Annotated in this window: 22 protein-coding genes and 1 tRNA gene; 10 read left to right on the forward strand and 13 right to left on the reverse strand. The window is 69.9% G+C overall.

Features of this window, described 5'->3' with window-relative positions:
- Positions 1–32 precede the first annotated feature (32 nt).
- Positions 33–1,427, forward strand: a complete 1,395-nt coding sequence (locus tag BLS95_RS17580; RefSeq protein WP_218135818.1) for a M1 family metallopeptidase — start codon at positions 33–35, stop codon at positions 1,425–1,427.
- 24 nt (positions 1,428–1,451) lie between these two features.
- On the opposite strand, the gene BLS95_RS17585 is transcribed toward BLS95_RS17580, so the two are convergent.
- Positions 1,452–2,627 (reverse strand): FIST signal transduction protein, encoded by a 1,176-nt coding sequence (locus BLS95_RS17585; RefSeq protein WP_090932471.1) that lies wholly within the window; start codon positions 2,625–2,627, stop codon positions 1,452–1,454.
- Positions 2,628–2,798: 171 nt separating this feature from the next.
- On the opposite strand from BLS95_RS17585, the gene BLS95_RS17590 reads away from it, so the two are divergent.
- From BLS95_RS17590 to BLS95_RS17605, 4 genes are all read left to right on the forward strand, one after another.
- Positions 2,799–4,190 carry a sigma 54-interacting transcriptional regulator gene (locus tag BLS95_RS17590; RefSeq protein ID WP_090932473.1) on the forward strand — a complete coding sequence of 464 codons (1,392 nt, stop codon included), beginning with the start codon at positions 2,799–2,801 and terminating at the stop codon, positions 4,188–4,190.
- Positions 4,191–4,251: 61 nt separating this feature from the next.
- On the forward strand, positions 4,252–4,998 hold the full coding sequence (locus tag BLS95_RS17595; RefSeq protein WP_090932475.1) for a hypothetical protein: 747 nt from the start codon (positions 4,252–4,254) through the stop codon (positions 4,996–4,998).
- Between the two features lie 51 nt (positions 4,999–5,049).
- Positions 5,050–7,020, forward strand: coding sequence for a vWA domain-containing protein (locus BLS95_RS17600; RefSeq protein ID WP_090932477.1), 1,971 nt, complete (start codon positions 5,050–5,052; stop codon positions 7,018–7,020).
- A 56-nt stretch (positions 7,021–7,076) separates the two neighbouring features.
- Positions 7,077–7,532, forward strand: coding sequence for a GNAT family N-acetyltransferase (locus BLS95_RS17605; protein ID WP_090932479.1), 456 nt, complete (start codon positions 7,077–7,079; stop codon positions 7,530–7,532).
- A 148-nt stretch (positions 7,533–7,680) separates the two neighbouring features.
- Here the strand turns inward: BLS95_RS17605 and BLS95_RS17610 are convergent, their stop codons facing one another.
- Positions 7,681–8,103 carry a DUF6292 family protein gene (locus tag BLS95_RS17610; RefSeq protein ID WP_245765111.1) on the reverse strand — a complete coding sequence of 141 codons (423 nt, stop codon included), beginning with the start codon at positions 8,101–8,103 and terminating at the stop codon, positions 7,681–7,683.
- A 284-nt stretch (positions 8,104–8,387) separates the two neighbouring features.
- On the opposite strand from BLS95_RS17610, the gene BLS95_RS17615 reads away from it, so the two are divergent.
- On the forward strand, positions 8,388–8,822 hold the full coding sequence (locus tag BLS95_RS17615) for a hypothetical protein (protein ID WP_090932481.1): 435 nt from the start codon (positions 8,388–8,390) through the stop codon (positions 8,820–8,822).
- Positions 8,823–8,882: 60 nt separating this feature from the next.
- On the opposite strand, the gene BLS95_RS17620 is transcribed toward BLS95_RS17615, so the two are convergent.
- Both BLS95_RS17620 and BLS95_RS17625 read right to left on the reverse strand, forming a co-directional pair.
- The gene (locus BLS95_RS17620; protein ID WP_090932483.1) at positions 8,883–10,022 is read right to left on the reverse strand and encodes a cystathionine gamma-synthase; all 1,140 of its coding nucleotides are present in this window, start codon (positions 10,020–10,022) and stop codon (positions 8,883–8,885) included.
- A gap of 123 nt (positions 10,023–10,145) precedes the next feature.
- The gene (locus BLS95_RS17625) at positions 10,146–10,328 is read right to left on the reverse strand and encodes a hypothetical protein (protein ID WP_090932485.1); all 183 of its coding nucleotides are present in this window, start codon (positions 10,326–10,328) and stop codon (positions 10,146–10,148) included.
- A gap of 137 nt (positions 10,329–10,465) precedes the next feature.
- Between BLS95_RS17625 and BLS95_RS17630 the strand changes: the two genes are divergently transcribed.
- Positions 10,466–11,608, forward strand: a complete 1,143-nt coding sequence (locus BLS95_RS17630) for a sensor histidine kinase (RefSeq protein ID WP_090932487.1) — start codon at positions 10,466–10,468, stop codon at positions 11,606–11,608.
- A 271-nt stretch (positions 11,609–11,879) separates the two neighbouring features.
- Here the strand turns inward: BLS95_RS17630 and BLS95_RS17635 are convergent, their stop codons facing one another.
- A complete protein-coding gene (locus BLS95_RS17635; RefSeq protein ID WP_090932773.1) occupies positions 11,880–13,250 on the reverse strand; it encodes a cystathionine beta-synthase in 1,371 nt (456 codons plus the stop codon).
- Positions 13,251–13,377: 127 nt separating this feature from the next.
- Between BLS95_RS17635 and BLS95_RS17640 the strand changes: the two genes are divergently transcribed.
- The 3 genes from BLS95_RS17640 (at position 13,378) to BLS95_RS17650 (ending at position 17,051) form a co-directional block, all read left to right on the forward strand.
- A complete protein-coding gene (locus BLS95_RS17640; protein ID WP_245765112.1) occupies positions 13,378–14,361 on the forward strand; it encodes an SGNH/GDSL hydrolase family protein in 984 nt (327 codons plus the stop codon).
- A gap of 68 nt (positions 14,362–14,429) precedes the next feature.
- Positions 14,430–15,773, forward strand: a complete 1,344-nt coding sequence (locus BLS95_RS17645) for an outer membrane protein assembly factor BamB family protein (protein WP_090932491.1) — start codon at positions 14,430–14,432, stop codon at positions 15,771–15,773.
- 60 nt (positions 15,774–15,833) lie between these two features.
- Positions 15,834–17,051, forward strand: coding sequence for an acetyl-CoA C-acetyltransferase (locus tag BLS95_RS17650; RefSeq protein WP_090932493.1), 1,218 nt, complete (start codon positions 15,834–15,836; stop codon positions 17,049–17,051).
- Between the two features lie 510 nt (positions 17,052–17,561).
- On the opposite strand, the gene BLS95_RS17655 is transcribed toward BLS95_RS17650, so the two are convergent.
- The 8 genes from BLS95_RS17655 to BLS95_RS17690 form a co-directional block, all read right to left on the reverse strand.
- Positions 17,562–17,969, reverse strand: a complete 408-nt coding sequence (locus BLS95_RS17655; RefSeq protein ID WP_090932495.1) for a PPOX class F420-dependent oxidoreductase — start codon at positions 17,967–17,969, stop codon at positions 17,562–17,564.
- A gap of 54 nt (positions 17,970–18,023) precedes the next feature.
- Positions 18,024–18,257, reverse strand: a complete 234-nt coding sequence (locus BLS95_RS17660; protein ID WP_043628756.1) for a DUF4287 domain-containing protein — start codon at positions 18,255–18,257, stop codon at positions 18,024–18,026.
- 169 nt (positions 18,258–18,426) lie between these two features.
- Complete coding sequence (locus tag BLS95_RS17665) at positions 18,427–19,218, reverse strand: Bax inhibitor-1/YccA family protein (RefSeq protein ID WP_090932497.1); 792 nt, start codon at positions 19,216–19,218, stop codon at positions 18,427–18,429.
- Positions 19,219–19,680: 462 nt separating this feature from the next.
- A tRNA-Leu gene (locus tag BLS95_RS17670) sits at positions 19,681–19,753 on the reverse strand.
- A gap of 49 nt (positions 19,754–19,802) precedes the next feature.
- Entirely contained in the window at positions 19,803–20,702 is a 900-nt protein-coding gene (locus tag BLS95_RS59030; protein WP_090932499.1) for a peptide deformylase, read from the reverse strand.
- 26 nt (positions 20,703–20,728) lie between these two features.
- On the reverse strand, positions 20,729–21,241 hold the full coding sequence (locus tag BLS95_RS17680) for a glycine cleavage system transcriptional repressor (protein ID WP_090932501.1): 513 nt from the start codon (positions 21,239–21,241) through the stop codon (positions 20,729–20,731).
- A 79-nt stretch (positions 21,242–21,320) separates the two neighbouring features.
- Positions 21,321–22,637 carry an NAD(P)/FAD-dependent oxidoreductase gene (locus BLS95_RS17685; protein WP_090932503.1) on the reverse strand — a complete coding sequence of 439 codons (1,317 nt, stop codon included), beginning with the start codon at positions 22,635–22,637 and terminating at the stop codon, positions 21,321–21,323.
- Between the two features lie 95 nt (positions 22,638–22,732).
- On the reverse strand, positions 22,733–23,527 hold the full coding sequence (locus tag BLS95_RS17690) for a uracil-DNA glycosylase (RefSeq protein ID WP_090932505.1): 795 nt from the start codon (positions 23,525–23,527) through the stop codon (positions 22,733–22,735).
- Positions 23,528–23,582: the final 55 nt, after the last annotated feature.

Genomic DNA, 23,582 nt, shown 5'->3' on the forward strand with positions numbered 1-23,582 from the left:
CTGGTCACGAATCGAAGGGGGCTGCAACGCCGATGCGTTCCAACAGGCGCGGGATGGCAGTGGTGGCGGCGCTGATCAGCGTGCTGGCCTGTGCGCCCGCCGGCGGCCTCGCGGTCCCCGCCGAGGCCCGTCCCGGCGCGGCCGGCATCGGCGACGCCGACTTCCCCACCGACGGCAACGGCGGCTACGACGTGGCCCACTACGACCTGGCGGTCGACTACACCCCCGCGACCAGGCGGCTCGACGGCGTGACCACCATCCAGGCCGCCGCCACCCACGACCTGTCCAGCTTCAACCTCGACCTGGCAGGGCTCGACGTGGGCGGCGTCACCGTGGACGGCTCCCCGGCGAAGTTCGCCCACAAGGGCGACGAGCTGACCGTGACGCCCTCAGAGGCGATCCCGGACACGAGCCGCTTCACCGTCAAGGTCACCTACTCCGGGGTGCCCGCACCGGCCAAAGATCGGGCCAACCTGGGCTCCTACGGCTTCATGGCCACCTCCGACGGCGCGTTCGTGGCCTCCGAGCCCGACGGCTCCAAGACCTGGTTCCCCAACAACGACCACCCCTCCGACAAGGCCACCTTCGACTTCACGATCACCGTGCCCGCCGGGGTGACGGCGCTGGCCAACGGCGAGCAGGTCGGGCAGCCCAAGACCGCCGGGGGCAGGACCACGTTCAGGTGGCGTGAGAGCCACCCGATGGCGACCTATCTCGCGACCGCCACGCTCGGCAGGTTCGAGCTGCGCCAGGGCAGGACGCCCGGTGGCGTGGTCAACCTGGCCGCCGTCGACCCGGCCTTCAAGGGCTCGCTCGACAAGCTCTACCGGACCTCCGCCGAGGTGACCGACTACTGGTCGACGGTCTTCGGCCCCTATCCGTTCTCCTCGACCGGCGGCGTGATCGACGACTACACGGCCGGCTACGCGCTGGAAAACCAGACCAAGCCGCTCTACGGCGGCTTCGACCCCGACGCGACCATCATCGCGCACGAGCTGGCCCACCAGTGGTTCGGCGACAGCCTGACGATCAACCGGTGGAAGGACCTCTGGCTCAACGAGGGCTTCGCCACCTACGCGGAGTGGCTCTGGTCGGAGCACAAGGGCACGCGGACCACCGACGCGATCTTCAACGACTATCACGGCCGCCCGGCCACCGATCCGATGTGGACCTACCCGCCGGGCCAGGCCAGGCCGCACGACCTGTTCAACCAGTCGGTCTACGTGCGCGGCGCCATGACGCTGCACGCCCTGCGCGAGGCCGTGGGCGACGAGACCTTCTTCCTGCTGATCAGGACGTGGGCCGCCGAGCACCGCTACGGCAACGTCACCACGGAGCAGTTCATCGACCTCGCCCAGCGGCTGTCCGGCCGAGACCTGCGGCCGCTCTTCGACGCCTGGCTCTTCCAGCCCCGCCGTCCCGCGTAGGCCGCGCTCGGGCGCCCCGGCGTGTCAGTGGGCGCCCGCGGCGCTGGAGAACACCAGCACCGAGGCCGTGAACCCGTGCACGTGGTTGTGGCCCGCCACCGGACCGACCTCCCCGGCCGCGAAGAAGCCCGCGATGCCGATGGGGCCGAGGGTGTCCCGCAGCGCGATCGGGTCGTGGTCCGCCGTGCCGAACATGGCCGAGCCCCGCCCGTTGCAGGAGAACAGCAGCGCCCCCTCCACCTTGCCGAGCTCCTCGCGGTGGGCGTCGAGCAGGTCGTACAGGTCCTCGTCCGCGGTGGCCGCGTCGCGCACCTGGAACCGTACGGTCCTGCCGACCTCCACGATGTCGCCGATGGCCACGGCCTCGCGTTCGGGGTCGATACCGATGACTCCCCTGATGAGGAAGTCGCCGCGTTCGTGGCGTTCGGCATATTCGTCCATGGCCAGGCCGATCTGCAGGCCGGAGGCGACCAGCTCGCGGTCGTCCTCGTCCAGCTCGCTGACGATGTCCTCCAGCCGGGCCAGCGCGGGTTGCCCGGCCAGCTCCAGCAGCAGGTTCTGCTCGGCGGCCGTGACCACCATGCTGGGGCCGATCGGCCGGCAGCCCTGGCTGACCACAGTGCTGATCTTGATCGGGCCGCTGATCAGTACGCCGATCGCTCCCTCGGTGTAGATCTCGCCGTCGGCGAACAGCCGTACGGAGCCCCGCCCCTGCAATCCGTTGGCCAGCCCGCCGATCAGCGGCAGGTCACCGAGCACGTCCACCGAGCGCTCGACGAACGCGTCGGTCGGGAACGAGTACGGGTCGGCGAGCAGGATCGCCACATGGTCGTCACCTCCGCGCTCCGGAAGCCCCACCACCACGAACCTGTCCTCCGCCGCCAGCGTCTCCAGCGCGAACGTGGTCAGCCGAGCCCCGTCCAGGGTCGCCGCCCAAGCGCTCACGGCAGGCGTCAACTCCACACCCTGCCCGTCGCCGATCACCCCCGTGGCGCTGCACCCGATCACGTGCGCCTCGGGCGCGATCCTCATCGCCGCCTGACCGGCCTTGGCGACGTCCTCGGGATCGTCGCCGCAGATGAAGAAGCAGACCAGGTCGGCTTGGCCGCTGAGCCTCGACAGTGCCCGGCCGACGGCGTTCTGTGCGGCCTCCACCAGGTCGGAACCCACGGCGAGGCCGTCGGAGAAGCGGCTTGTCATCAAGGCCACGCGTCTCGCCTCCCTCGACATGTCCAAGTTCCCTAGGCCCGATTCTCCCCCGTAAAGGGACAAGCACGCACACGAACCGTCACGCAATCGTCAAGATCCGAAATCTCCGCCAGGTGCGAAACTCTCTGCCACATTTCCCTCAGGGGACGTAGTCTCGATCCCGTGCATCAGCCACGTATTCTCCGCGAGTTGCGAGAGAGCGGCCACGTTCATCGCACCGTCAAAGCCGAGGTCAGGGAAAACCTGCTGGCCAAGCTGCGGGCGGGTGAGCCCCGCTTCCCCGGCATCGTGGGCTTCGACGATTCCGTCCTGCCCCACTTGGAGCGGGCTTTACTGGCCGGCCATGATCTGGTCCTGCTCGGTGAGCGCGGGCAGGGCAAGACCCGGCTCATTCGCACCGTCACCATGCTGCTGGACGAGTGGACGCCGGTCGTCGAGGGTTGCGAGATCAACGATCACCCGTACGCGCCGGTCTGCACCCGCTGCCTCGCGCTGGCGCGGGAGCTGGGCGAGGAGTTGCCCGTCGCGTGGAAGCACCGCGACGAGCGCTACGGCGAGAAGCTCGCCACTCCCGACACCTCCGTGGGCGACCTGATCGGCGACGTCGACCCCATCAAGATCGCCGAAGGGCGCACGCTCGGTGACCCGGAAACCGTGCACTACGGCCTGGTCCCGCGCACCAACCGGGGCGTCTTCTCGGTCAACGAGCTGCCCGACCTGGCCGAGCGCATCCAGGTGTCGCTGCTCAACGTGCTGGAGGAGCGCGACATCCAGGTGCGCGGCTACAACCTGCGCCTGCCGCTCGACATCCTGCTCATCGCCAGCGCCAACCCCGAGGACTACACCAACCGGGGCCGGATCATCACGCCGCTGAAAGACCGGTTCGGCGCCGAGATCCGCACCCACTACCCGCTCACGGTCGAGGACGAGCTCACGCTCATCCGCCAGGAGTCCGTGCCGGACATCGGGGCCGACATCCCCGAGCACCTGGTCGAGGTGATCGCCAGGTTCACCCGGCTGGTGCGGGAGTCGACCGCCGTGGACGCCCGTTCCGGCGTGTCGGCGCGCTTCTCGATCGCGGCGGCCGAGACCGCCGCCGCCTCGGCGGTGCGCAGGGCCGCGATCACGGGCGAGGAGCAGGCCGTCACGCGCGTGGCCGACCTGGGCCCGATCGTGCACAGCCTGCGGGGCAAGGTGGAGTTCGAGGTCAGCGAGGAGGGCCGGGAGACCGAGATCCTCTCCCACCTGCTGCGGCGGGCGACGGCCGAGACGTTCAGGAGCCGGCTGGGCGGGATGGACCTGTCGCCGGTGACCGACAAGTTCGCCGAGGGCAACCAGGTGGAGTCCGGCGAGCTCGTGCCGGCCGGGGAGCTGCTGCACCGGATCGGTCCCGTCGCGGGCCTGGCCAAGGTCATGGCCCGGCTCGGCATGGGCGCCGGGGAGGAGTCCCCGGGGCACGCGGCGGCCGCGCTGGAGTTCGCGCTCGAAGGGCTTTACCTGATGCGCCGGCTGTCGAAGGACGATCTTGACGGAGTGACGGTCTACCGGACGTGAACAACCGGGCGGCTTCCAGCGTCATAGTGATTGCTGATCGCTCCATCGGGGGAGGCCGCCCATGCGTCCGCTTGCCTATGCCATCACTTTCGCCCTGAGCACGTCCGTCGTGCCCGCCCAAGCCGCGAGCGCGCCGCCGGCGCCCGTGTACGGCTACGCCTGGCCGGACGGCCAGGGCCACCTGCGGATCATGCCCAGGTCGGCGACCCCGCTCCACGGCCGGGGGCACGTCCAGTACACGATCAAGTCCCTCAACGGCGCCAAGGAGCTGCGGCTCGACTACACCGGCGCCTCCTACGGTCGCGTCACGGTGGCCTGCGACCTGAAGGAGACCGAGGGCCGGGTCGCGGTGGACCGCGAGGGCCTCGGCCGCACGCGGTGCGAGCCCGCCGATCTGGCCGACGCGCTGGCGCGCGGGCCCGTCCCGGTACGCGTCGAGCACCAGGACGGGAAGGCCACCAGGATCAACGAACTCCTGGTCGCCGAGCGGCCGGATCCGCGCACGGCCCGCGGCACGATCAGCCGGATCAACGACACCACGGTGTTGTTCGCGACCGGCGCAACGCGGATCAGGCTCGGCTACACCTATGCCACGGGCTTCCAGCGCACCACGGCCCGGTGCGGGGACACCTGGCTGGCGGGCCGCCCGGTGAACGCCGACAGGAACGGCCTCGGCAAGAAGAACTGCACGTCAGCGGAGCTCACCAAGGCCCTCAAGACGGTCAAGCACCCCGTGCTGGTGAAGATCGACTACACGCCCGGCGCCGACTCGCTGAACCACGTGTGGGAGATCTACGGGGACGCGTAGCCCGCGCGAAGTGCGGCACGCGCGGGCGGATCGGGTTAGCTTGGGTTCGTGATGGCCTACCGCTATGGCGAGTACCACGACGGCCCCGACCCTCTCGCTCCCCCCTACGACGTGCGGGCCGCCCTCGACGAGATGGGCGATGCGATCCTGTCGGGCTCGACGCCGGTCCACGCCCTGCGTGACCTGCTCAAGCGCGGCCTGCCCGGCGCGCAGGACCGCCGGGGGCTGGACGACATGCTCAGGGAGGTCCGGCGGCGCCGCCGTGACCTGCGCGAGCGGGGACGGCTCGACGGCACGCTGGAGAAGGCTCGGGCGCTGCTGGACAAGGCCATCGGGCAGGAGCGGGCCGAGTTGTTCCCCGATCCCTCCGACGACGCCCGGATGCGCGAGGCGGGGCTCGACGCGCTGCCCGAGGACACGGCCAGCGCCATCCAGGAGCTGAGCACGTACGAGTGGCGTTCGTCCGCGGCCCGCCAGACGTTCGAGGAGCTGCGCGCCCTGCTGCGCCGGGAGGTGCTGGACAGCCAGTTCAAGGGGCTGCGGGACGCGCTGGCCAACCCCGATCCGGAGGCCATGGAGCGCGTCCGGCAGATGATGTCGGACCTGAACGACATGCTGGAGAAGGACGCCCGCGGCGAGCACACCCAGGCCGACTTCGACGCTTTTATGGGGAAATATGGCGATTTGTTCCCCGAAAAGCCGCGGAACCTTGACGAGCTCGTCGACATCCTGGCCCGCCGCGCCGCCGCCGCGCAGCGCATGCTGGCCTCCATGACCCCGCGCCAGCGCGAGGAGCTCGGCAACCTCATCAACCAGACCCTCGAACAGGCCGGGCTCGCCGACCAGATGCGCCGCCTGGGCGAGTCCCTCTACGCCCGCCGCCCCGACCTGGCCTGGAACGCCCCCGAGCGGCTCACCGGCGAGGAGCCGCTGGACATGGGTGACGCCGTCACCGCCCTGGAGGAGCTGGCCGACCTCACCCAGCTGGAGACCGCCCTGCGCCAGGACTACCCGGGCGCGCGGCTCGACGACATCGACGAGGCCGCCGTACGCCGTGCGCTCGGCCGCTCGGCCGTCGACGACCTGGAGGCGCTCAAGCGGATCGAGCGTGAGCTGGAGGAGCAGGGCTACCTGCTGCGCCGCCGCGGCAAGCTGGAGCTCACCCCCAAGGCGGTGCGGCGGCTGGGCGAGACGGCGCTGCGCCGGGTGTTCGCCTCACTTGACGCGGGCCGGCGCGGCGACCACGACCAGCACGACGCGGGCTCGGCCGGCGAGCTCACGGGCTCGTCCCGCCCGTGGCGCTTCGGCGACGAGCAGCCCCTCGACGTCGTACGGACCCTGGTCAACGGTGTCCGCAGCGGCGGCGTGAGCCCGGCGGGGCGGCCCGACCAGCGGGCGGCGGTGCGCCTGTCGGTCGACGACTTCGAGGTGGCCGAGACCGAGCGCCGCAGCGCCGCGGCGGTCTGCCTGCTCGTGGACCTGTCCTACTCGATGGCCCTGCGTGGCACCTGGGCCGCCGCCAAGCAGACGGCCCTGGCCCTGCAGGCCCTGGTGGCCTCCAAGTTCCCGCAGGACGCCGTGCAGATCATCGGCTTCTCCAACTACGCCAGGGTGCTGCAGCCGGACGAGCTGGCCGGCCTGGACTGGGACATGGTCCAGGGCACCAACCTGCACCACGCCCTGCTCATCGCGGGCCGCCACCTCGACCGCCACCCCGACTTCGAACCGGTGGTCCTGGTGGTCACGGACGGCGAGCCCACCGCCCACCTCATGCGCAACGGCAGATCCGCCTTCGAGTGGCCGCCGTCGCACGAGACGCTGGAGTTGACCCTGGCGGAGGTGGACAAGATGACCCGCCGCCGGGCCACGATCAACATCTTCATGCTGGCGGCCGACGACCGGCTGAAGGAGTTCGTGGACGAGGTGGCCCGCAGGAACGGCGGGCGCGTCTTCTCCCCCAGTGCCGAACGCCTGGGCGAATACGTGGTCAGCGACTTCCTGCGCCTCCGCCGTACCCGCTGATCGCCGTCCCGGGTGAGGCGCGGATTCTGTCGGTGCGCTCGGGCAGAATCGCCGGCATGAGCGACGGTGACGTGCGGCTGAGAGACGTCGTGGAGGCGGACCTGGAGGTGTTCCTGGCGCAGGAGCACGACCCGGAGGCGGTGCGCCGGTCCAGGTTCGCCCCCAGGCCGCGGGAGGCGTTCCTGCGCCACTGGACCACCCGGATCCTCGGCGATCCCACGGTCCACGTGCAGGCGGTCATCGCCGACGGCGCCCTGGCGGGAAATCTGGTGGCCTGGTGGGAGGCGGACAAACGGTTCATCGGCTACTGGCTGGGCCGCGAGTTCTGGGGGCGCGGCGTCGGCGGCGTGGCCCTGGGGCTCTTCCTGGAGCAGGAGAAGACCCGTCCCCTCCACGCCGACCCCTTCCACGCCAACACCGCCTCGGTCCGCCTCCTGGAGAAGCACGGCTTCCGGCGGACGGGCACGATCCGGCACGGCGAGGACGAGCACATCCTGCTCGTCCTGTCCTGACCCACTTGGGAGCGCCCATCGGCGGGGACTCGTCCAGGAGACCCCGAAGGCCACCGGACGCGCCCTCTCCGTAGGGGACCTGGGACGGGTCAGGCGCTGCCCTCGGTTCCGGGATCAGGGGTCGGGCGGGGAGGGGCGGCGCGAGGGGTCAGGCGTCGACCAGCGAGGAGTAGAACGTGAGACCGACGTCGAAGCCGTCGCGGCAGTTGCGGTGGGAGCGGTAGCAGGGGCGCCAGGCCGAGCTGGCGCCGATTCCCGCCCTGGCCTCGCTCAGGGCCATCGGCACCCGCTCCGGCAGCGGCAGCAGGCCGTGGCCCAGATAACGGATGCCGGCCAGCTCGGTGTGCTTGCCGCGCCCTCCGGAGACGAACCCGCCGAATCGCCAGCCGCTCTCCTCGTCCCACACCAGCGCGTTGCCGTCGGCCAGCCGGAGCGTGACGCCGCGCGGATCGCACGGGCCGTCCCACCAGTCCGCCACCTCGGCTCCCAGCACGTCAACGACCTGCTGCGCATAGCCGATCGGCTGCTGCAGCCATTCGTCGGAGTACGGCTCGACATGCCTGACGGCCACTGACGGCACCTCCTTGTGCCCTGTGGGTAAGAAAAGAGCGACGGCCACCAACCATAGCGCGGCCGAACTTATTCCGTTGCACCACCGTCTAGTCATTAAGGACGATATTCAGGTCCGATCGGGGGAAGGAGGGGTGCCCATGATTGCCGCGATAGCCACAGTAATTCTCCTCGTGCTGATGATCGTCGCCATAGCAGCACGAGAGCTGATCATGCGATGCCCCCCGGAGGGCAAAGAGAGTGTCGACTCCCCCACCGAGATCGCTGGGGACTAGTCTCTGCGGCATGTCGTCCCTGCTTCTCTGGCTGCACATCGGCTTCGCGATCTTCACCATCGGCCCGGTCACCGCCGCGACGATGACCGCGCCCCGCATCATCCGTGAAAAGAACGTGCCCGCGCTGCGGATCATCCAGCGCATGACGAGGATCTACAGCCTCGGCACCCTGGGCGTCTTCGTGTTCGGGGTGGTGCTCGGTGTGGTCCTCGGCAACGGGCTGCTCGGCAAGTGGTACATGACGGCCTCGATGACACTGTTCATCGTGGCCGCCGTGCTGCTCGTCATCATCGACCGCGACCTGCGTACCGCCGTCCGGGTGCTCTCCAGCGAGAGCACGGACGACGACGCGAAGGTGCAGAACGGGCGGATCGCCGCGATCAGCGGGCTGCTCGGGCTGATCTGGCTGGTGATCCTGTTCCTGATGGTCTTCCCGACCGGCTGAGCCAGGCTCCCGGGCGCTCCGACCGAGTGCCCGGTGGCCTGGCACGAACGCCCAGGTGGGTCAGCCCAGTGCCTGGGTGAGGTCGGCGAGCAGGTCGTCGATCGTCTCGATCCCGACGGACAGCCGCACCAGATCGCCGGGGACCTCCAGGGGCGACCCGGCCACCGAGGCGTGCGTCATCCTGCCCGGATGCTCGATGAGCGACTCGACCCCGCCCAGCGACTCGCCCAGCGTGAAGAGCTTGGCGCGATCGCACACCGCCACGGCCTCCGCCTCGCCGCCCGCGACGCGGAACGACACCATCCCCCCGAACCGCTTCATCTGCTTGGCCGCCACCTCGTGACCGCCGTGCTCGGGCAGCCCCGGGTAGAGCACCTGGGTCACCCGCGGGTGCGCGGTGAGCAGGCCGACGACGCGCTCGGCGTTGTCGCAATGACGGTCCATGCGCACGCCGAGGGTCTTGAGCCCGCGCAACGTCAGCCAGGCGTCGAACGGCCCGGCCACCGCGCCGATGGCGTTCTGGTGGTAGGCGAGCTCCTCGCCCAGCCCGCGGTCGGCGGTGATCAGCGCCCCGCCGACCACGTCGGAGTGACCGCCCACGTATTTGGTGGTCGAGTGCACGACGACGTCCGCCCCCAGGGACAGGGGCTGCTGCAGGTATGGCGACGCGAACGTGTTGTCCACCACCAGCAGCGCCCCGCACTCGTGGGCCAGTTGCGCCAGCGCGGCGATGTCGGCGACGCCGAGCAGCGGATTGGTCGGCGTCTCGACCCACACCACCTTCGTCTTCTGCGTCATCGCCGCGGCGACGGCGTCGAGGTCGTTGAGCGTCACCGGGTCGAAGTGCAGGTCCCAGCGCTGGTTGACCTTGGAGAAGAGCCGGTAGGTGCCTCCGTAGGCGTCATTCGGGATGATGACGTGGTCCTGCGGCTTGCACACCGTGCGCAGCAGCGTGTCCTCGGCGGCCATCCCCGAGGCGAACGCCAGCCCGCGCACCCCTCCCTCCACCGCCGCCAGCGCCTCTTCGAGCGCGGTCCTGGTGGGATTGGCCGAGCGGCTGTACTCATATCCCCCGCGCAACCCGCCCACGCCGTCCTGCTTGTACGTGGAGGTCGCGTAAATCGGCGGCACGACCGCACCCGTCACCGGGTCGGGCTCCTGACCAGCGTGAATGGCCAGGGTCTCAAAACCGTTGCTCATAAAGGCCACGTTAACGGAAGTCGGCCCGCGATCCGTCCCCTCCGGATCGCGGGCCGCTCGCGGACGACCGTCCCCACGGCGCCCGCGTGGCTCGCGCCTCGTTCCCCGCGCGAGCCGGGGCGGTCAGGCCGCCTCGAACTCCCGGTCCCCGCCTGACCGGGGCGGGAGCCGTACCACGTCGGCCTCCGGCCGGCCGTCTTCCGCGCGCGCCCCGCCGACGCGGGAGAGCAGCACGGGATCAGCGAGCGCGAGTAGCACTCCCATGACCAGTCCGGCGCCCAGTAGTAGGAATCCGATGGCAACCATTTCCTGTCCCCCTTCCGACACATCCCAGCATGGGCGACGCGGCCGCCCGCCGCCTCCGCTGAAGGACGGGTCTCTGACGAGCCCTCTCGGCCGAACGGTTGATACGACATGTCCGACTTCCGGCCTAGGCTCGGGCCGTGGGGGATTCCAACCGCCTCGTGTACTGGATCCGCCGGCTGAGCGAGATCGCGATGCTCGGCTGGCTGGGCCTGCTGCTCATGTTCGACCTCGCGCTCGCGGTCTCCATCGGAGGACTGCAGTGGCTGGCGTTCGCCTGTGGCATCGCCGGCATCGTGGCCGTGGTGCTGCGGAGGCGGCGCCGGCTGGAGGGGTTCGTCCTCATGCTGGCCCTGTCGTTCAGCGTGTCCGCGGCGATCGGGAGCACCCACCTCAACGGCGCCCCCGGGCTGGTGGAGACCGGGGCGCTGCTCATCCTGCTCGTCGGGGTGCTGCGGCACGTCGAGCCGGTACGCCGGGCCGCGCAGCTGGCGTGCGTGAGCCTGGTGGTCCTGATGGCGGAGTCCCTGGGCCGCGACTACAACTCCTCGGGGCTGGCGCTGTCGTTCCTGCTGTTCGTGGGGTGGTCGACGGCGGCGGGCATCGGCGGTTACCTGCGTTTCCAGCAGGAACGCCGGGCGGAGGCGGTGCACTCCGTACGCAAGGCCGAGCGGCTGGAGCTGGCCAGGGAGCTGCACGACCTGGTCGCCCATTACATCACCGGCATCGTGGTCCAGGCCCAGGCCGCCCGTACGGTCGCGGAGACCAGGCCGGAGGCGGTGGCCCCCGCGCTGGACGCCATCGCCACGGCCGGGTCGGAGGCGCTGACCTCGATGCGGCGCATGGTCACGGTGTTGCGTACCGAGGACGGCGCCGACCGCAGACCCGGGGTCACGCTGGCCGACCTGCGCCTGCTGGCCGACCGGTTCTCGGCCGAGGGGCCGAAGGTGGCCTTCGAGATCGGGCAGGGGCTGAACGACCGCGCGTTGCCGCCGGAGGTCATGACCACCCTGCACCGGGTGCTCCAGGAGGCGCTGACCAACGTGCGCAAGCACGCCGCCCGTACGGCCTGGGTCGAGGTGACCCTGCGGCGCCACGAGAAGGCGGTGGTGCTGCGGATCCGGAACTTCGGCGCCGCCGCGGACCCGCGGGTCTCCCGCCTGGGCGGCGGCTTCGGACTGGTCGGGATGGCCGAACGGGTGGAGGCGCTGGGCGGCCGGCTCCACGCCGGCCCGACCCCCGAGGGCGCCTGGCAAGTGGTCGCCGAATTCCCCCTCCCCTGAGCCGGTCTCCCACCCCCTGAGCGGACCCCTCACGTCCTGAGCCGGTCTCCCACCCTCCTGAGCGAACCCCTCACCTCATGAGCCGGTCTCCCACCCTCCTGAGCGGACCTCTCACGTCATGAGCCGGTCTCGCACCATGGGAGCCGGCCCCCACCCACCAGCAGCCCTCCCAACCACCCAGGCGGCCTCCCGGCCGCCCCGGAGTACCCCCCAGGAGAGCCCCCAGCACGCCAGGGAGGGCTTCCCGGCGCCCGGCGGTAGGCCGGGGTGGCTAGTGGTTGGCGAGGAAGGCGAGCAGGTCCTGGCGGGTGATCAGCCCCGAAGGCTTGCCGTCCTCCAGGACCACGGCGGCGTCGGCCTTCTCCAGCGCCTCGACCGCCCGCGCCACGGGTTCACCGCTGCCGATCATGGGTAGCGGTGCCGACATGTGATCGGCGATCGAGTCATCGGAGGAGAGCCTGCCGTGGTAAAGGGCTTCGAGGAGGTCACGTTCGACGATGGAACCGACCACTTCGGCCGCCATGACCGGCGGCTCCTCCTTCATCACCGGCAGCTGGGACACCGAGTATTCCCGCATGATCGAGATCGCCGTGCCGACGGACTCATGCGGATGCGCGTGCACGAACTCCGGCAGCCCCGGCCGCTTGCGCCTCAGCACGTCGCCGACCAGCCCCTCCTCGGAGGTGGTGGTCAGGAAGCCGTAGTCGGCCATCCAGTCGTCGTTGAAGATCTTCGACAGGTAGCCACGGCCGCCGTCGGGAAGCAGCACGACCACCACCCCGTCGGGCCCGGCCTTGGCCGCCACCCGCAGCGCCGCCACGACGGCCATCCCGCAGGAGCCGCCGACCAGCAGCGCCTCCTCGCGGGCGAGCCGGCGGGTCATGTTGAAGGAGTCCTTGTCGGACACCGCGATGACCTCGTCGCAGATCTCGGTGTCGTACGTGGCCGGCCAGATGTCCTCACCGACCCCCTCCACCAGGTACGGGCGGCCGGACCCGCCGGAGTAGACCGAGCCCTCGGGATCGGCCCCGATGATCTTGACCCGGCCGTCGGAGACCTCCTTGAGGTAGCGGCCGGTGCCGCTGATCGTGCCGCCGGTGCCGATGCCCGCCACGAAGTGGGTCACCCTGCCCTCGGTCTGCTCCCAGATCTCGGGGCCCGTCGAGTGGTAGTGCGAGGCGGGGTTGTTGACGTTGGAGTACTGGTCGGGCTTCCAGGCGTTGGGCACCTCGCGGGCCAGCCGGTCGGACACCGAGTAGTAGGAGTCAGGATGATCGGGCGAGACGGCCGTCGGGCAGACCACGACCTCCGCCCCGTACGCGCGCAGCACCGCGATCTTGTCCCCGGCCACCTTGTCCGGCACCACGAACAGGCACCGATAGCCCTTTTGCTGTGCCACGATCGCCAGGCCCACGCCGGTGTTGCCGGACGTCGGCTCGACGATGACGCCGCCGGGACGCAACTCCCCCGACTTCTCGGCGGCCTCGATCATCCGCACCGCGATGCGGTCCTTGACGGAGCCGCCCGGGTTGAAATATTCCACCTTGGCCAGCACCGGGGCTGGCACGCCCGCCGTGACCTTGTGCAGTCTGACCAGCGGAGTGTTCCCCATCAGGTCGACCAGGGAATCGTAAACGCGCACCGAGGTGTTCACCTTCTTTGCCGAAGCTTGATCAGCTTGCCCGTGGCCGAGATCCAGTGGGGGTGGCAGGCGCTCGGCTAGTTTTCAAGCAAACGCTACCGCCGAGTGGGACAAGGAGGGCACTTTCGTGGTTTGGGCACCTGGCATGGCGCGGGCGGCGCGCAAGATCGCCGCAGCGGCGGCGCTCGGAGGGGGCGGGCTGACCGCCCTGGGAGCCACCGCGTACGGTCTGCTGGTCGCGGAGGGGCTACTCGCGCGCAGGGCGATCGGACGCCCCCACGGCATGGACGGCCCACCCTCGGACGGTATGTACGGCGAGTTCCCCGGCACCCCGCTCAAACTGGCCATGCTGGGCGACTCCACCTCGGTCGGCCTCGGCCTGACCGACCACGGCGAGACCCCCGGCGTCCTGCTCGCGAAGGGCCTGGCCGAGGCCGCGGAACGCCCGGTGCACCTGCTGGTCGCCGGGAAGTCGGGCGCCTCGTCGGCCGAGCTGGCGGAGCAGGTGGACGCGGCCCTGATCATGATGCCGGACGTGGCGGTGATCTTCGTGGGCGCGAACGACATCATCACGCAGACGCCGCCCGCGTTCGCCGTACGCCATCTGTCCAAGGCCGTGCGACGGTTGCGGGAGGCGGGGATCGAGGTGGTCGTGGGCACCTGCCCCGACCTCGGCACCGTACGGCCGATCGCGCAGCCGTTGCGCTGGGTGGCGCGGCGCTGGAGCCGTCAGCTGGCGGCGGCCCAGACGGTGGCCGTGGTGGACGCGGGCGGGCGGACGGTGGCGTTCGCCGACGTCCTGGGGCCGGAGTTCGCTACAAATCCGACAGAAATGTTCGGACCCGATCGTTTCCATCCATCTGCCCGAGGTTACGCGCAGGCCGCTCACGCGGTGCTACCGTCGGTGTGCGCTGCGTTGGGGCTGTGGCCTGAGCCGGAGCCCGCGCGCGAGGAAGCACTGCAACCGATCTACCTTGCGGCGGCCACGGCCGCGGAGGAGCCCGGCACCGAGGTCACCGCGACCCGGGTCGACGGGCGGGCGACGGGCCTTTACGGCAAGTGGGTGACGTTGTTCCGCCGACGGCTCGGCGCGACGGTCAACGACGCCTGACTTCGGCCAGCACCGGTCACTCTGCGCGCCGAAGCCGCCACTCTTCGTCTCCTTGGAGTGGATTGCCCGTGCTGCGGCCCCGCTGGAAACCGTCCTTCGCTCTCGTAGGTGTCCTCGCCGCGACCGCCTGCTCCGGCAGCGACGCGGCCACCTCGAAGTTCCCCACCTGGGAGAACACCCAGGTCAACGCGGTCAGCCGGATGGCCGTCGCGGGCGGGGTCGTCGCCGTCACCTCCATGAAGTCCGACGGCACGCTCGAAACCGTCGCCATCGACCTGCGCGGCGGCCGGCGGCTGTGGGCGTACCCGGCCACGATGGCGGGGCGGCTGCCCGGCATGGGCGTCTCGGCGCCCGCGATCGTGGAGACCGGCAAGGGCTCGGGCGTCGTGGTCGCGCTCGACCCGGCCAAGAAGGGCCGCTGGAACGCCACCCTGATCGCCCGTGACGCCCACTCCGGGGCGCAGAAGTGGGCCAGACCGATGCATTCGACGTTCGGGCCGCAGCGCTGCGGGCCCTACATCTGCGTGTCCGAGCACACCGCGCTGGCCAAGGCCCGCATGGTGGTGCTGGAGCCGGACACCGGCAAGCAGCTGTGGATGCTGCCGGGCATCTCCGAGGTGGAGTGGTCGGATCCGCGCCGGGTCCTGCTCCTCAGACTGGCCGCCAACCCCACGATCGAGTCGTACGAGATCAAGACCGGCAAGCTCCAGTGGCAGCAGCCGATCGAGCAGGCGCTCGGGCCCGGGCTGGACATGTCGGGCGGCTGGGCCTTCGGCGCGACGGGCGACAACCTGGTCGGCTACGTCGCCCCTTACACGAACCCCCAGTCCAAGAAGCTCTCCACGTTCGGCCTCTTCTCCATCGAGATGGGCAGCGGGACGGTCAACTGGATGCGGCCCTCGGTCGTACGGGTCTATCCGAGCGGCAACCCCGGCCACGCGCCTGTCGTGCGTCCGGTGGACCGTCAGGGCGCCTACGGCGGCTTCGCCCGGCTGGACCCGGAGAGCGGCCGGGTGCTCGGCCAGATCACCGCGTCCGACGTGCCAGGGTCCGGCTGGTGGCTGGCCTTCCCCGACCGCATGGACAAGCTGGGCTTCCTCCAGCACAACGCCCAGGGCACGGCCTTCGACCTGGCCTCCGGCAAGGCGGTGCCGGTTGAGGGGCAGCGCGGGTGGTCGTTCTGCATCACCGACCCCAAGCCGCTGCCGCTGCGCGGGCAGGCCCCGGGCTTCTACCCGACGGCCGCGCTCTGCGAATACGACCTCGCCACCGGCAAGCGGGCCTCCGCCGCGACGGCGCCACCGCCCTGGTTCACCGGCAGCCAGGACGGATGGCGGTTGTGGCGCGACGAGAAGGGGGCCATTCACGCCGTCAACGACCAGACGGCAACCGCGCCGGGCATGTACGGGTAGAGGGGCTTGCGGGTAGAACTGGAATATAGTTCTACTATTAGCGCCGACAAAGGAGGAGTCATGCCCGAGGCAGTCATCGTCGCAACCGCGCGTTCCCCCATCGGACGAGCCTTCAAGGGATCGATGAAGGAGATCCGCCCTGACGACCTGACCGTGCAGATGATCCAGGCGGCGCTGGCCAAGGTGCCCCAGCTCGACCCCTCCTCGATCGAGGACATCATGCTGGGGTGCGGGCTGCCCGGAGGTGAGCAGGGCTTCAACATGGCGCGGGTGGTGGCGGTGATGCTCGGGCTCGACAACGTGCCCGGCACCACTGTGACGCGCTACTGCTCGTCGTCACTGCAGACCACGCGCATGGCCTTCCACGCCATCAAATCGGGCGAGGGGGACGTGTTCGTGTCGGCGGGGGTGGAGACCGTCTCCCGGTTCGCGAAGGGCAGCTCCGACTCGCTGCCTGACACGCACAACCCGATCTTCCTGGAGGCGCGGGACCGGACCAAGGAGTTCGGCGAGGGCGGCCACGTCTGGCACGACCCCCGCCAGGACGGGAACGTCCCCGACGTCTACATCGCCATGGGGCAGACCGCCGAGAACGTGGCCCAGCTCAAGGGGATCTCCCGGCAGGAGCAGGACGAGTTCGGGGTGCGCTCGCAGAACCTGGCCGAGAAGGCGCTGGCCGACGGGTTCTGGCAGAAGGACATCACGCCGGCGACCATGCCGGACGGGACCGTGGTGAGCAAGGACGACGGGCCGCGGGCGGGGACCACGTACGAGAAGGTCGCCGGGCTGCAGCCGGTCTTCCGGCCGGACGGGACCGTCACGGCCGGCAACTGCTGCCCGCTCAACGACGGGGCGGCGGCCGTGATCGTGATGAGCGACGTCAAGGCGGCCGAACTCGGGATCACGCCGCTGGCCCGGATCGTGTCCACCGGGGTGAGCGGGCTGTCGCCCGAGATCATGGGGCTGGGGCCGGTGGAGGCCTCCCGGCAGGCGCTGTCCCGGGCGGGGATGGCGATCGACGACATCGACCTGGTGGAGATCAACGAGGCGTTCGCGGCCCAGGTCATCCCTTCCTACCGGGAGCTCGGGATCGAGCTGGACCGGCTCAACGTCAACGGCGGGGCGATCGCGGTGGGGCATCCGTTCGGGATGACGGGGGCACGCATCACGTCCACACTGATCAACAGCCTGCAGCACCACGACAAGAGCATCGGCCTGGAAACCATGTGCGTCGGCGGCGGCCAGGGCATGGCCATGATCCTCGAACGCCTCGGCTGATTTCATCTTCATCCGTTACGGCATGCCGTGGTCTGCCACCCGCCGCACATGGCTGAGGGCCTCCAGGGGAACGGCCGCTGACCGGGTGACGGTGGCTCGCCGTTACGCGAGCCATTGTTGCCCGGCTTCCGTGGCCCAACCCGACCGCCGCACACACAGCGCCACCCACCACGGCGCCCCCAAAGACGACCTTGGGACTCCGGAGCCAGGGCCCCCACGGCTCCGGGGTGCAGGGTCAAGGCTCCAGGAGCCCGAGAACTCAAGGCCCGCCACAGCGGCGGCACGCTGGCGGTGCGGTCGAACGCGCATATCCCGGGTGAAGGGGTGGGTGGTAGCCGGGGAATCTCTACCCGTGGCCGTCCGGGCGAGGGTTGGCCATGGAGACCGGGCAACGGGGGCTCGCGTAGCGGCGGCCCGCCGTCATCCGGTCAGCGGCCGTTTCCCTGGAGGCCCTCAGCCCCGTGCGGCGGGTGGCCGACCACGGCATGCCGTAACAGAGGAATGTGTATTTCACCCGTGACGATCAGGACCCGCCTTGGTGGGGGTGATGCGGAGGATGACGCGGCGGTCGCGGATCATGGAGGCGCGGTAGTCGTCCCAGTCCGGGTGCTCGCCCGAGATGTCGCGGTAATACCGCACCAGCTGATCCATCGCCTCCGGCAGCGAGATGACCTCGGCCGTGCCGTCCACCTGGATCCAGTCGCCGTAGAAGGCGTCCGTGAACACGCACAGCGAGACGGCCGGGTCGCGGCGGACGTTGTGGGTCTTGGCCGCCGTTTCGCGGGTGCTGATGACGATCCGCCCGTCATCGACCCCCGCGACCACCGGCGACATCTGCGGGCGCCCGTCGCGATGCCTGGTCAGCAGGACGGCGCGGTGGCTGGTGCGGAGAAAGGCCAGTGCCTTGTCGAGATCCATCCCCTCATGATGCCGCGCCCGCACTTGGAGCACGGGCGCGGGGGATGGATGGGCCTAGATGAAGCCCATGCGGTTACGGCGGTGCCGCTCGTGCTCGTGCACGATCGCTGCGGCGTAGCCGTGGGTCAGCCCGTGCTCGTCGGCAAGCCAGTTGGCCCGCTCGTCGCACCTGAGGAAAGCCGGGCCGTTGTCGATGGCTTGGAACCACTCGGGGAGTTCGCGTCCCGTTATAGTTGGGACCCTTGCGATGAGCTTCGTCTGCGTCTCCGGTGAGTGGTTCAAGGACATGGGCACCTCCGCGGATAAAGGTCCTTTGCTAGACACTGCAACACCCACGTCCAGATGGCAAGCCCCTAATCAGGCATCATTCGGTGACGGCACGTAGATTTTCGGTCGCAGACAGAGAGGGCCCCGCCGGGATCGGCGGAGCCCATGGAGATGACCGGCGGCTGAATGATCAGTCGCTGCTGGTGAAATAGCTGATGAAACGCAGCACCTCAAGGTAGATCCAGACGAGGCTCAGCGTCAGACCGAACGCGCACTGCCACGCGAACTTCTCCGGCGCCCCCTGCCGCACGCCCTGCTCGATCGAGTCGAAGTCGAGGAGCAGGAAGAAGCAGCCGACCAGGATCATGATGATGCTGAAGATCCAGCCGATCGGGCTGTCGGTGCGCAGGCCGAGCCCGCCGTCGTTGAACAGGCCCACGAGCATGTTGACGAGCAGCAGCCCGATCACCGAGATGGCGGCGGCGATGCCGTATTTCACGAGCTTCGGCGTGACGCGGATGATCCGCAACGAGTAGACGGTCAGCACGGCGCCGAAGGCGAATGCCGTGCCGAGCACCGCCTGGAGCACGATTCCGCTGACGGTTCCCTCGAAGACGGAGCTGATCTTCCCGAGGAAGACGCCCTCGAAGAGCGCGTAGCCCAGGATGAGCGCCGGGTTGGTGCTCTGGGTGAACGAGGCGATCAGGCCCAGGATCAGCGCGACGATCGCGGCGCCGATGGCGAACATGGGGGGGACGTCGAGGATCCATGCCCCGGCCGCCGCCACGACGAGCGTGCCGAGGGTGAGGAACCCGCGCACCACCACGTCGTCGAGCGTCATGGTCCGGTATGCGGGCCCGGTGGGGGGTGCGTACGACGGGGCGTCGTACATGTTCTGCAGCTGGGCGGGGGACGGGGCTGGCGCCGCCCAGCCACCGGCCTGCTGCCGCGACCTGCTGAATACGGGGTTCTTGCTCTCCATCGCTGCCTCCTGTGGCGCCGAGCCTACGGGGCCTGGCGGCACCTTGGTCAACTGACGCGTCAGATCGATGTTCATTCGGAACTTCGGCAGCGATCCCAACGAACGGGTGCGCCGTGGAGTTCCCAAGGTCATCCGACCACGGCCGCGACCCCTCCGGCAGGCGCCCCGCCGGGGTTGCCCCACGGTTTCCCGGCCGCCGGCCACCGGTCACGAATAGGAGGTATGACTTCTGTAGTCGACCATTCACAGAATGGAAACTCCGAGAAGGCAGAAACGGGGCGGGTTGTCAATATGCGGGAGCGAGTTCGGCCACAAGAGGACAGGAGCGGTCCGTCCCCCGACATCGGGCCGGCGGCCCGTCGGTAACGACTCGATATCGGCCGTGAACAGGGGATGCGGACTCCGCCGGACGATCGCGGTAAATCTCCAGGTCAGTGACCTAAAGCCAATGAAGATGGCAAGTGCCCCCGGCGGGATTCGAACCCGCACGTCAACCCTTTTAAGGGGTTTGCCTCTGCCATTGGGCTACGGGGGCGCCGCAATCATACGAAACGGACCATGCTTCCGAGGAGCACAACTTCGCATCAGGCGTCACAAGTGTGAAGTCTGCGGTGAAGAGATAGGGCTCCGGGGACTCTGTCCAAGAAGAGTAGACCGTCCAGATGGTCCAGTTGGTGCTGAATGCAACGGGCTTCGAAGGCATCAGCCTCGATGGTGACGGGCTCGCCGCTGCCTGGCAAATGCCCATGTACGGTGATACGTGTGGCGCGGCGCACATCCGCCGTCAGCCCCGCGATCGACGCGCACCCCTCCCTGGCGTGGTCCCAGTGAGAGGCGGCCGCGAGGCGAGGATTGACCACGACGAGCTCTCCGGCCCATGACCGGCTCCTGGGGTGGCGCCGGGCGTCAAAGGCGATGAGACGCCAACTCAGGCCGATCTGGGGGGCGGCCAGCCCGGCCGTGGACGGCTCACTGCGCAGGGTCGCCAGGAGATCGGCGGCGGCGACCACGACCTCGGGGGCGGTCGGGTCCACCGGCTCGGCCACGACGGACAGCAGCCGGTGCGGCGCCCCCAGCACCTCACGCGGCGTCCCCCCAGCCGCCTCACCGGGCGTCCGCTCGGCATCCGCAGAGGAAGTCCCCCCGGGGTCCCGGCATCCATGAGGAGGCTCTCCCCCGGCGCTCTCCTGCCTTCCTGGCCGCTTCACCGAATGCCCGCAGGGTGAAGGCCCCGTTGTCGAGCTTCGAGGCGGACAGGCGGCGCGGAACGGTGGGTCATGAGGGTTCCCCGATTCTGTCGGTGACGTTCGGTAGCGTGCGCTGTCCACCGGCGACCCGCCGACGGCGCCAGACGCACCCCAGAAGGAGAAGCAAGCCGGGTCGCGCCCGCACGGGAGGGCCCGCCGTGGGGTGGGCCGGCGACCCGTGAGCCTCAACACGCCCTCCTCCTCGTGGGGTGAGTGTGGTCGGCATCCCTGGCCCATCCGTCCTGAGGCGGGGAGGGAGGATGTCAGATCAGATCCGGTTCGACGGGGCGAAAGGTGATCTCGGAGTCGAGGCTGGCCCCGACGGCCGCCAACTGGCGCATGAGCGCCGCCACGTCCACCTCTTTCGGCAGCTCGACGTCGGCGATCAGCACGTACAGGCGGCCGGAGAGCCTGGTGCTCATGCCGGTGATGTTCCCGCCGTCGGCCGCGAGCACGGCGCTGACGGCGGAGACGATGCCGGGCCGGTCCGGGCCGTGCACGGTCAGCACGTAGCCCAGGCCGTCGCCCTCGTCGCAGAAGTGACGGCGGGCCTCGATGGCCGACGCGGTCACCACCAGGTCGGAGGCGCTCAGACGCTTCAGGAGCTCGGTGGAGTCCAGTTCGCCCGACACCAGCAACATCATCGCCACGTGGCCGCCGAGCAGCGTCATGGTCGAGTCCTGGATGTTCGCCCCGCAGTCGGCCAGCGAACCGGTGACCGCGGCGATCACACCGGGCCGGTCCACGCCGAGCACGGTCACCGCTGAGAGCCCCACCGTGGTTACCCCTTCCGCATGACGACCAGGAGCGCCGAAACGCCCCGGCGATGATCGCCGGGGCGCTGCCGTGGCCGGGCTAGCGGTGGGTCGTCGCCACGGCCGCCCTGAAGCCCTCGCGCGGGTGCTCCATCTCACCGAGTGAGATCGTCTCTCGCTTGAAGAACAGGGCCAGGGTCCAATCGACGACGACACGGACCTTGCGGTTCAGCGTCGGCACCCGCGACAGATGGTAGGTGCGGTGCATGAACCATGCAGGAAATCCGCGAAGCTTGACGCCATAGACGTTGGCGACGCCTTGATGAAGGCCCAACCCGGCGACCGATCCGACATATTTGTGGCGGTATTCGACCAGTTCCTCGCCGCGCAGGTGGCGGACGATGTTGTCGGCGAGCACCTTGGCCTGGCGGACCGCGTGCTGGGCGTTCGGGGCGCAGAACTGGCCGGGGTTCGTCACGTCGGGCACCCCGGCGGCGTCCCCGGCCGCAAAGGCGTCGGGGGTGCCCGCCACGGTGAGCCGGGTGGTGCCCTTGATGCGGCCGCGCTCGTCCAGGGGCAGATCGCTGTCCTGCACGACGGGGCTGGACTTGACGCCCGCGGTCCACACGAGCGTCTCGGCGTCGAACTCCGCGCCGTCCGACAGCACCACGTGCCCGTCCACGCAGGACTCCAGCCGGGTGTCGAGCCTGACGTCGATGCCGCGCTCGCGCAGCTGCTCCAGCGTCCACTTGCCCATCTCGGGGCCGACCTCGGGCAGCACCCGGTTCGTCGCCTCGACGAGCACCCAGCGCAGGTCGGACGGCCCGATGTTGCGGTAGTAGCGCGTGGAGTCCTTGGCCATGTCCTCCAACTCGGCCAGCGCCTCGACGCCCGCGAAGCCGGCCCCGACCACGACGAACGTCAGCGCCTTGCGCCGCACGTCCGGGTCGTCGGTCGACTCCGCCACGTCGAGCTGGCGCAGCACGCGGTTGCGCAGCGCGATGGCCTCGCCCACGGTCTTGAACCCGATGCCGATGTCGGTGAGACCCGGGATCGGCAACGTGCGCGAGATCGATCCCGCCGCCATCACGATCACGTCGTACGTCAGCCGCCGCGGCCCACCCTCGGCCGGCTGGAAGGTGACGGTGCGCTCGGCGTGGCTGACCTGGGTGACCCTCCCGTTGAGTATGCGCACCTTCGGCAGGATGCGCCGGAGAGGAGCCACCACGTGCCGAGGCGACAGGTTACCCGCGGCCGCCTCAGGCAAGAAGGGCTGGTAGGTCATGTAGGACTGGGGGTCGATGATCGTGATCCGAACCTCGCCGCCGCGCAGCTCCCGGTGGAGCCTGCGCTGCAGCCGAAGCGCGGTGTACAGGCCGACGTATCCGCCGCCGACGATCAAAATGTGCTTCTTCATCCTGAGGCCCCATCCCTCGTGGAGTGCTTGTGAAAGCATTCACAAGCTTACGTCAAGCGCGCTCGACGAATCCAATCCGGGCGTGGTGCAACGCGTCACACAGCCAGTGACCTGGCCCTGGTGAAGATGTCGTCCAGCATCTGGGCGGTGACGCGGCCGGTGAAGGTGTTCTGCTGGCTGGGGTGGTAGCAGCCGATCAGCGTCACCGGCGTGTCTCCGTACCGGACCTCGGTCTCGGCGCCGTGGCCGAACGGCGGCCTGACCCGCGGCAGGTCGTATCCCGCCTCCTTGAGCGCCGGCCACATGGCCTGCCAGGCGTAGCCGCCGAGCGCCACCACCACCCGCACGTGCGGCGCGATCAGCTCCACCTCGCGCGACATCCACGGCAGGCAGGTGGTCTTCTCCTCCGGCGTGGGCTTGTTCGCCGGGGGCGCGCAGCGCACCGGCGCCACCACCCGCACCCCGAGAAGCCGCTGCCCGTCGCCCGCGTGCGTGCTGGTCTCCTTCTCGGCCAGGCCGCAGCGGTGCAGCGAGGCGAACAGCCAGTCGCCGCTGCGGTCGCCGGTGAAGATCCGCCCGGTCCTGTTGCCCCCGTGCGCGGCCGGCGCCAGCCCGACCAGCAGGATCCGCGGCCGCTCGTCGCCCCAGCCCGGCACGGGACGGCCCCAGTAGGTCTCCTCCGCGAACGCGCGCCGCTTCACCGTGGCGACCTCCTCGCGCCAGGCCACCAGGCGGGGACAGGCGCGGCAGACGGACTGCGCGGCCGTGAGCTCCGCGAGGGTACCGCAGGAGGCGGCCAGGCGGCGCACGTCCGCGGGGTCGTGGGCGACCGGGGTCTCGGCGGTCGCCGGGTCGCCGGGCCAGCCGGTGCCGGGAGGTACGAAGCTCATGACATCGATGGTGCCCGATCGCCCAGGCCGGCTCGGACCGGGCGCGGGCTTCTGA

Source organism: Nonomuraea jiangxiensis, from assembly GCF_900099965.1.
In the GTDB taxonomy this organism is placed as follows: domain Bacteria; phylum Actinomycetota; class Actinomycetes; order Streptosporangiales; family Streptosporangiaceae; genus Nonomuraea; species Nonomuraea jiangxiensis.

Excerpts from the sequence above, each read along its gene's own strand:
- BLS95_RS17580 (WP_218135818.1), top strand. The coding sequence starts at position 33 with ATGCGTTCCAACAGGCGCGGGATGGCAGTGGTGGCGGCGCTGATCAGC.
- BLS95_RS17585 (WP_090932471.1), bottom strand. The coding sequence starts at position 2,627 with ATGACAAGCCGCTTCTCCGACGGCCTCGCCGTGGGTTCCGACCTGGTG.
- BLS95_RS17595 (WP_090932475.1), top strand. The coding sequence starts at position 4,252 with ATGCGTCCGCTTGCCTATGCCATCACTTTCGCCCTGAGCACGTCCGTC.
- BLS95_RS17600 (WP_090932477.1), top strand. The coding sequence starts at position 5,050 with ATGGCCTACCGCTATGGCGAGTACCACGACGGCCCCGACCCTCTCGCT.
- BLS95_RS17605 (WP_090932479.1), top strand. The coding sequence starts at position 7,077 with ATGAGCGACGGTGACGTGCGGCTGAGAGACGTCGTGGAGGCGGACCTG.
- BLS95_RS17615 (WP_090932481.1), top strand. The coding sequence starts at position 8,388 with ATGTCGTCCCTGCTTCTCTGGCTGCACATCGGCTTCGCGATCTTCACC.
- BLS95_RS17620 (WP_090932483.1), bottom strand. The coding sequence starts at position 10,022 with ATGAGCAACGGTTTTGAGACCCTGGCCATTCACGCTGGTCAGGAGCCC.
- BLS95_RS17625 (WP_090932485.1), bottom strand. The coding sequence starts at position 10,328 with ATGGTTGCCATCGGATTCCTACTACTGGGCGCCGGACTGGTCATGGGA.
- BLS95_RS17650 (WP_090932493.1), top strand. The coding sequence starts at position 15,834 with ATGCCCGAGGCAGTCATCGTCGCAACCGCGCGTTCCCCCATCGGACGA.
- BLS95_RS17655 (WP_090932495.1), bottom strand. The coding sequence starts at position 17,969 with ATGGATCTCGACAAGGCACTGGCCTTTCTCCGCACCAGCCACCGCGCC.
- BLS95_RS17660 (WP_043628756.1), bottom strand. The coding sequence starts at position 18,257 with ATGTCCTTGAACCACTCACCGGAGACGCAGACGAAGCTCATCGCAAGG.
- BLS95_RS17665 (WP_090932497.1), bottom strand. The coding sequence starts at position 19,218 with ATGGAGAGCAAGAACCCCGTATTCAGCAGGTCGCGGCAGCAGGCCGGT.
- BLS95_RS59030 (WP_090932499.1), bottom strand. The coding sequence starts at position 20,702 with ATGGGCCAGGGATGCCGACCACACTCACCCCACGAGGAGGAGGGCGTG.
- BLS95_RS17685 (WP_090932503.1), bottom strand. The coding sequence starts at position 22,637 with ATGAAGAAGCACATTTTGATCGTCGGCGGCGGATACGTCGGCCTGTAC.
- BLS95_RS17690 (WP_090932505.1), bottom strand. The coding sequence starts at position 23,527 with ATGAGCTTCGTACCTCCCGGCACCGGCTGGCCCGGCGACCCGGCGACC.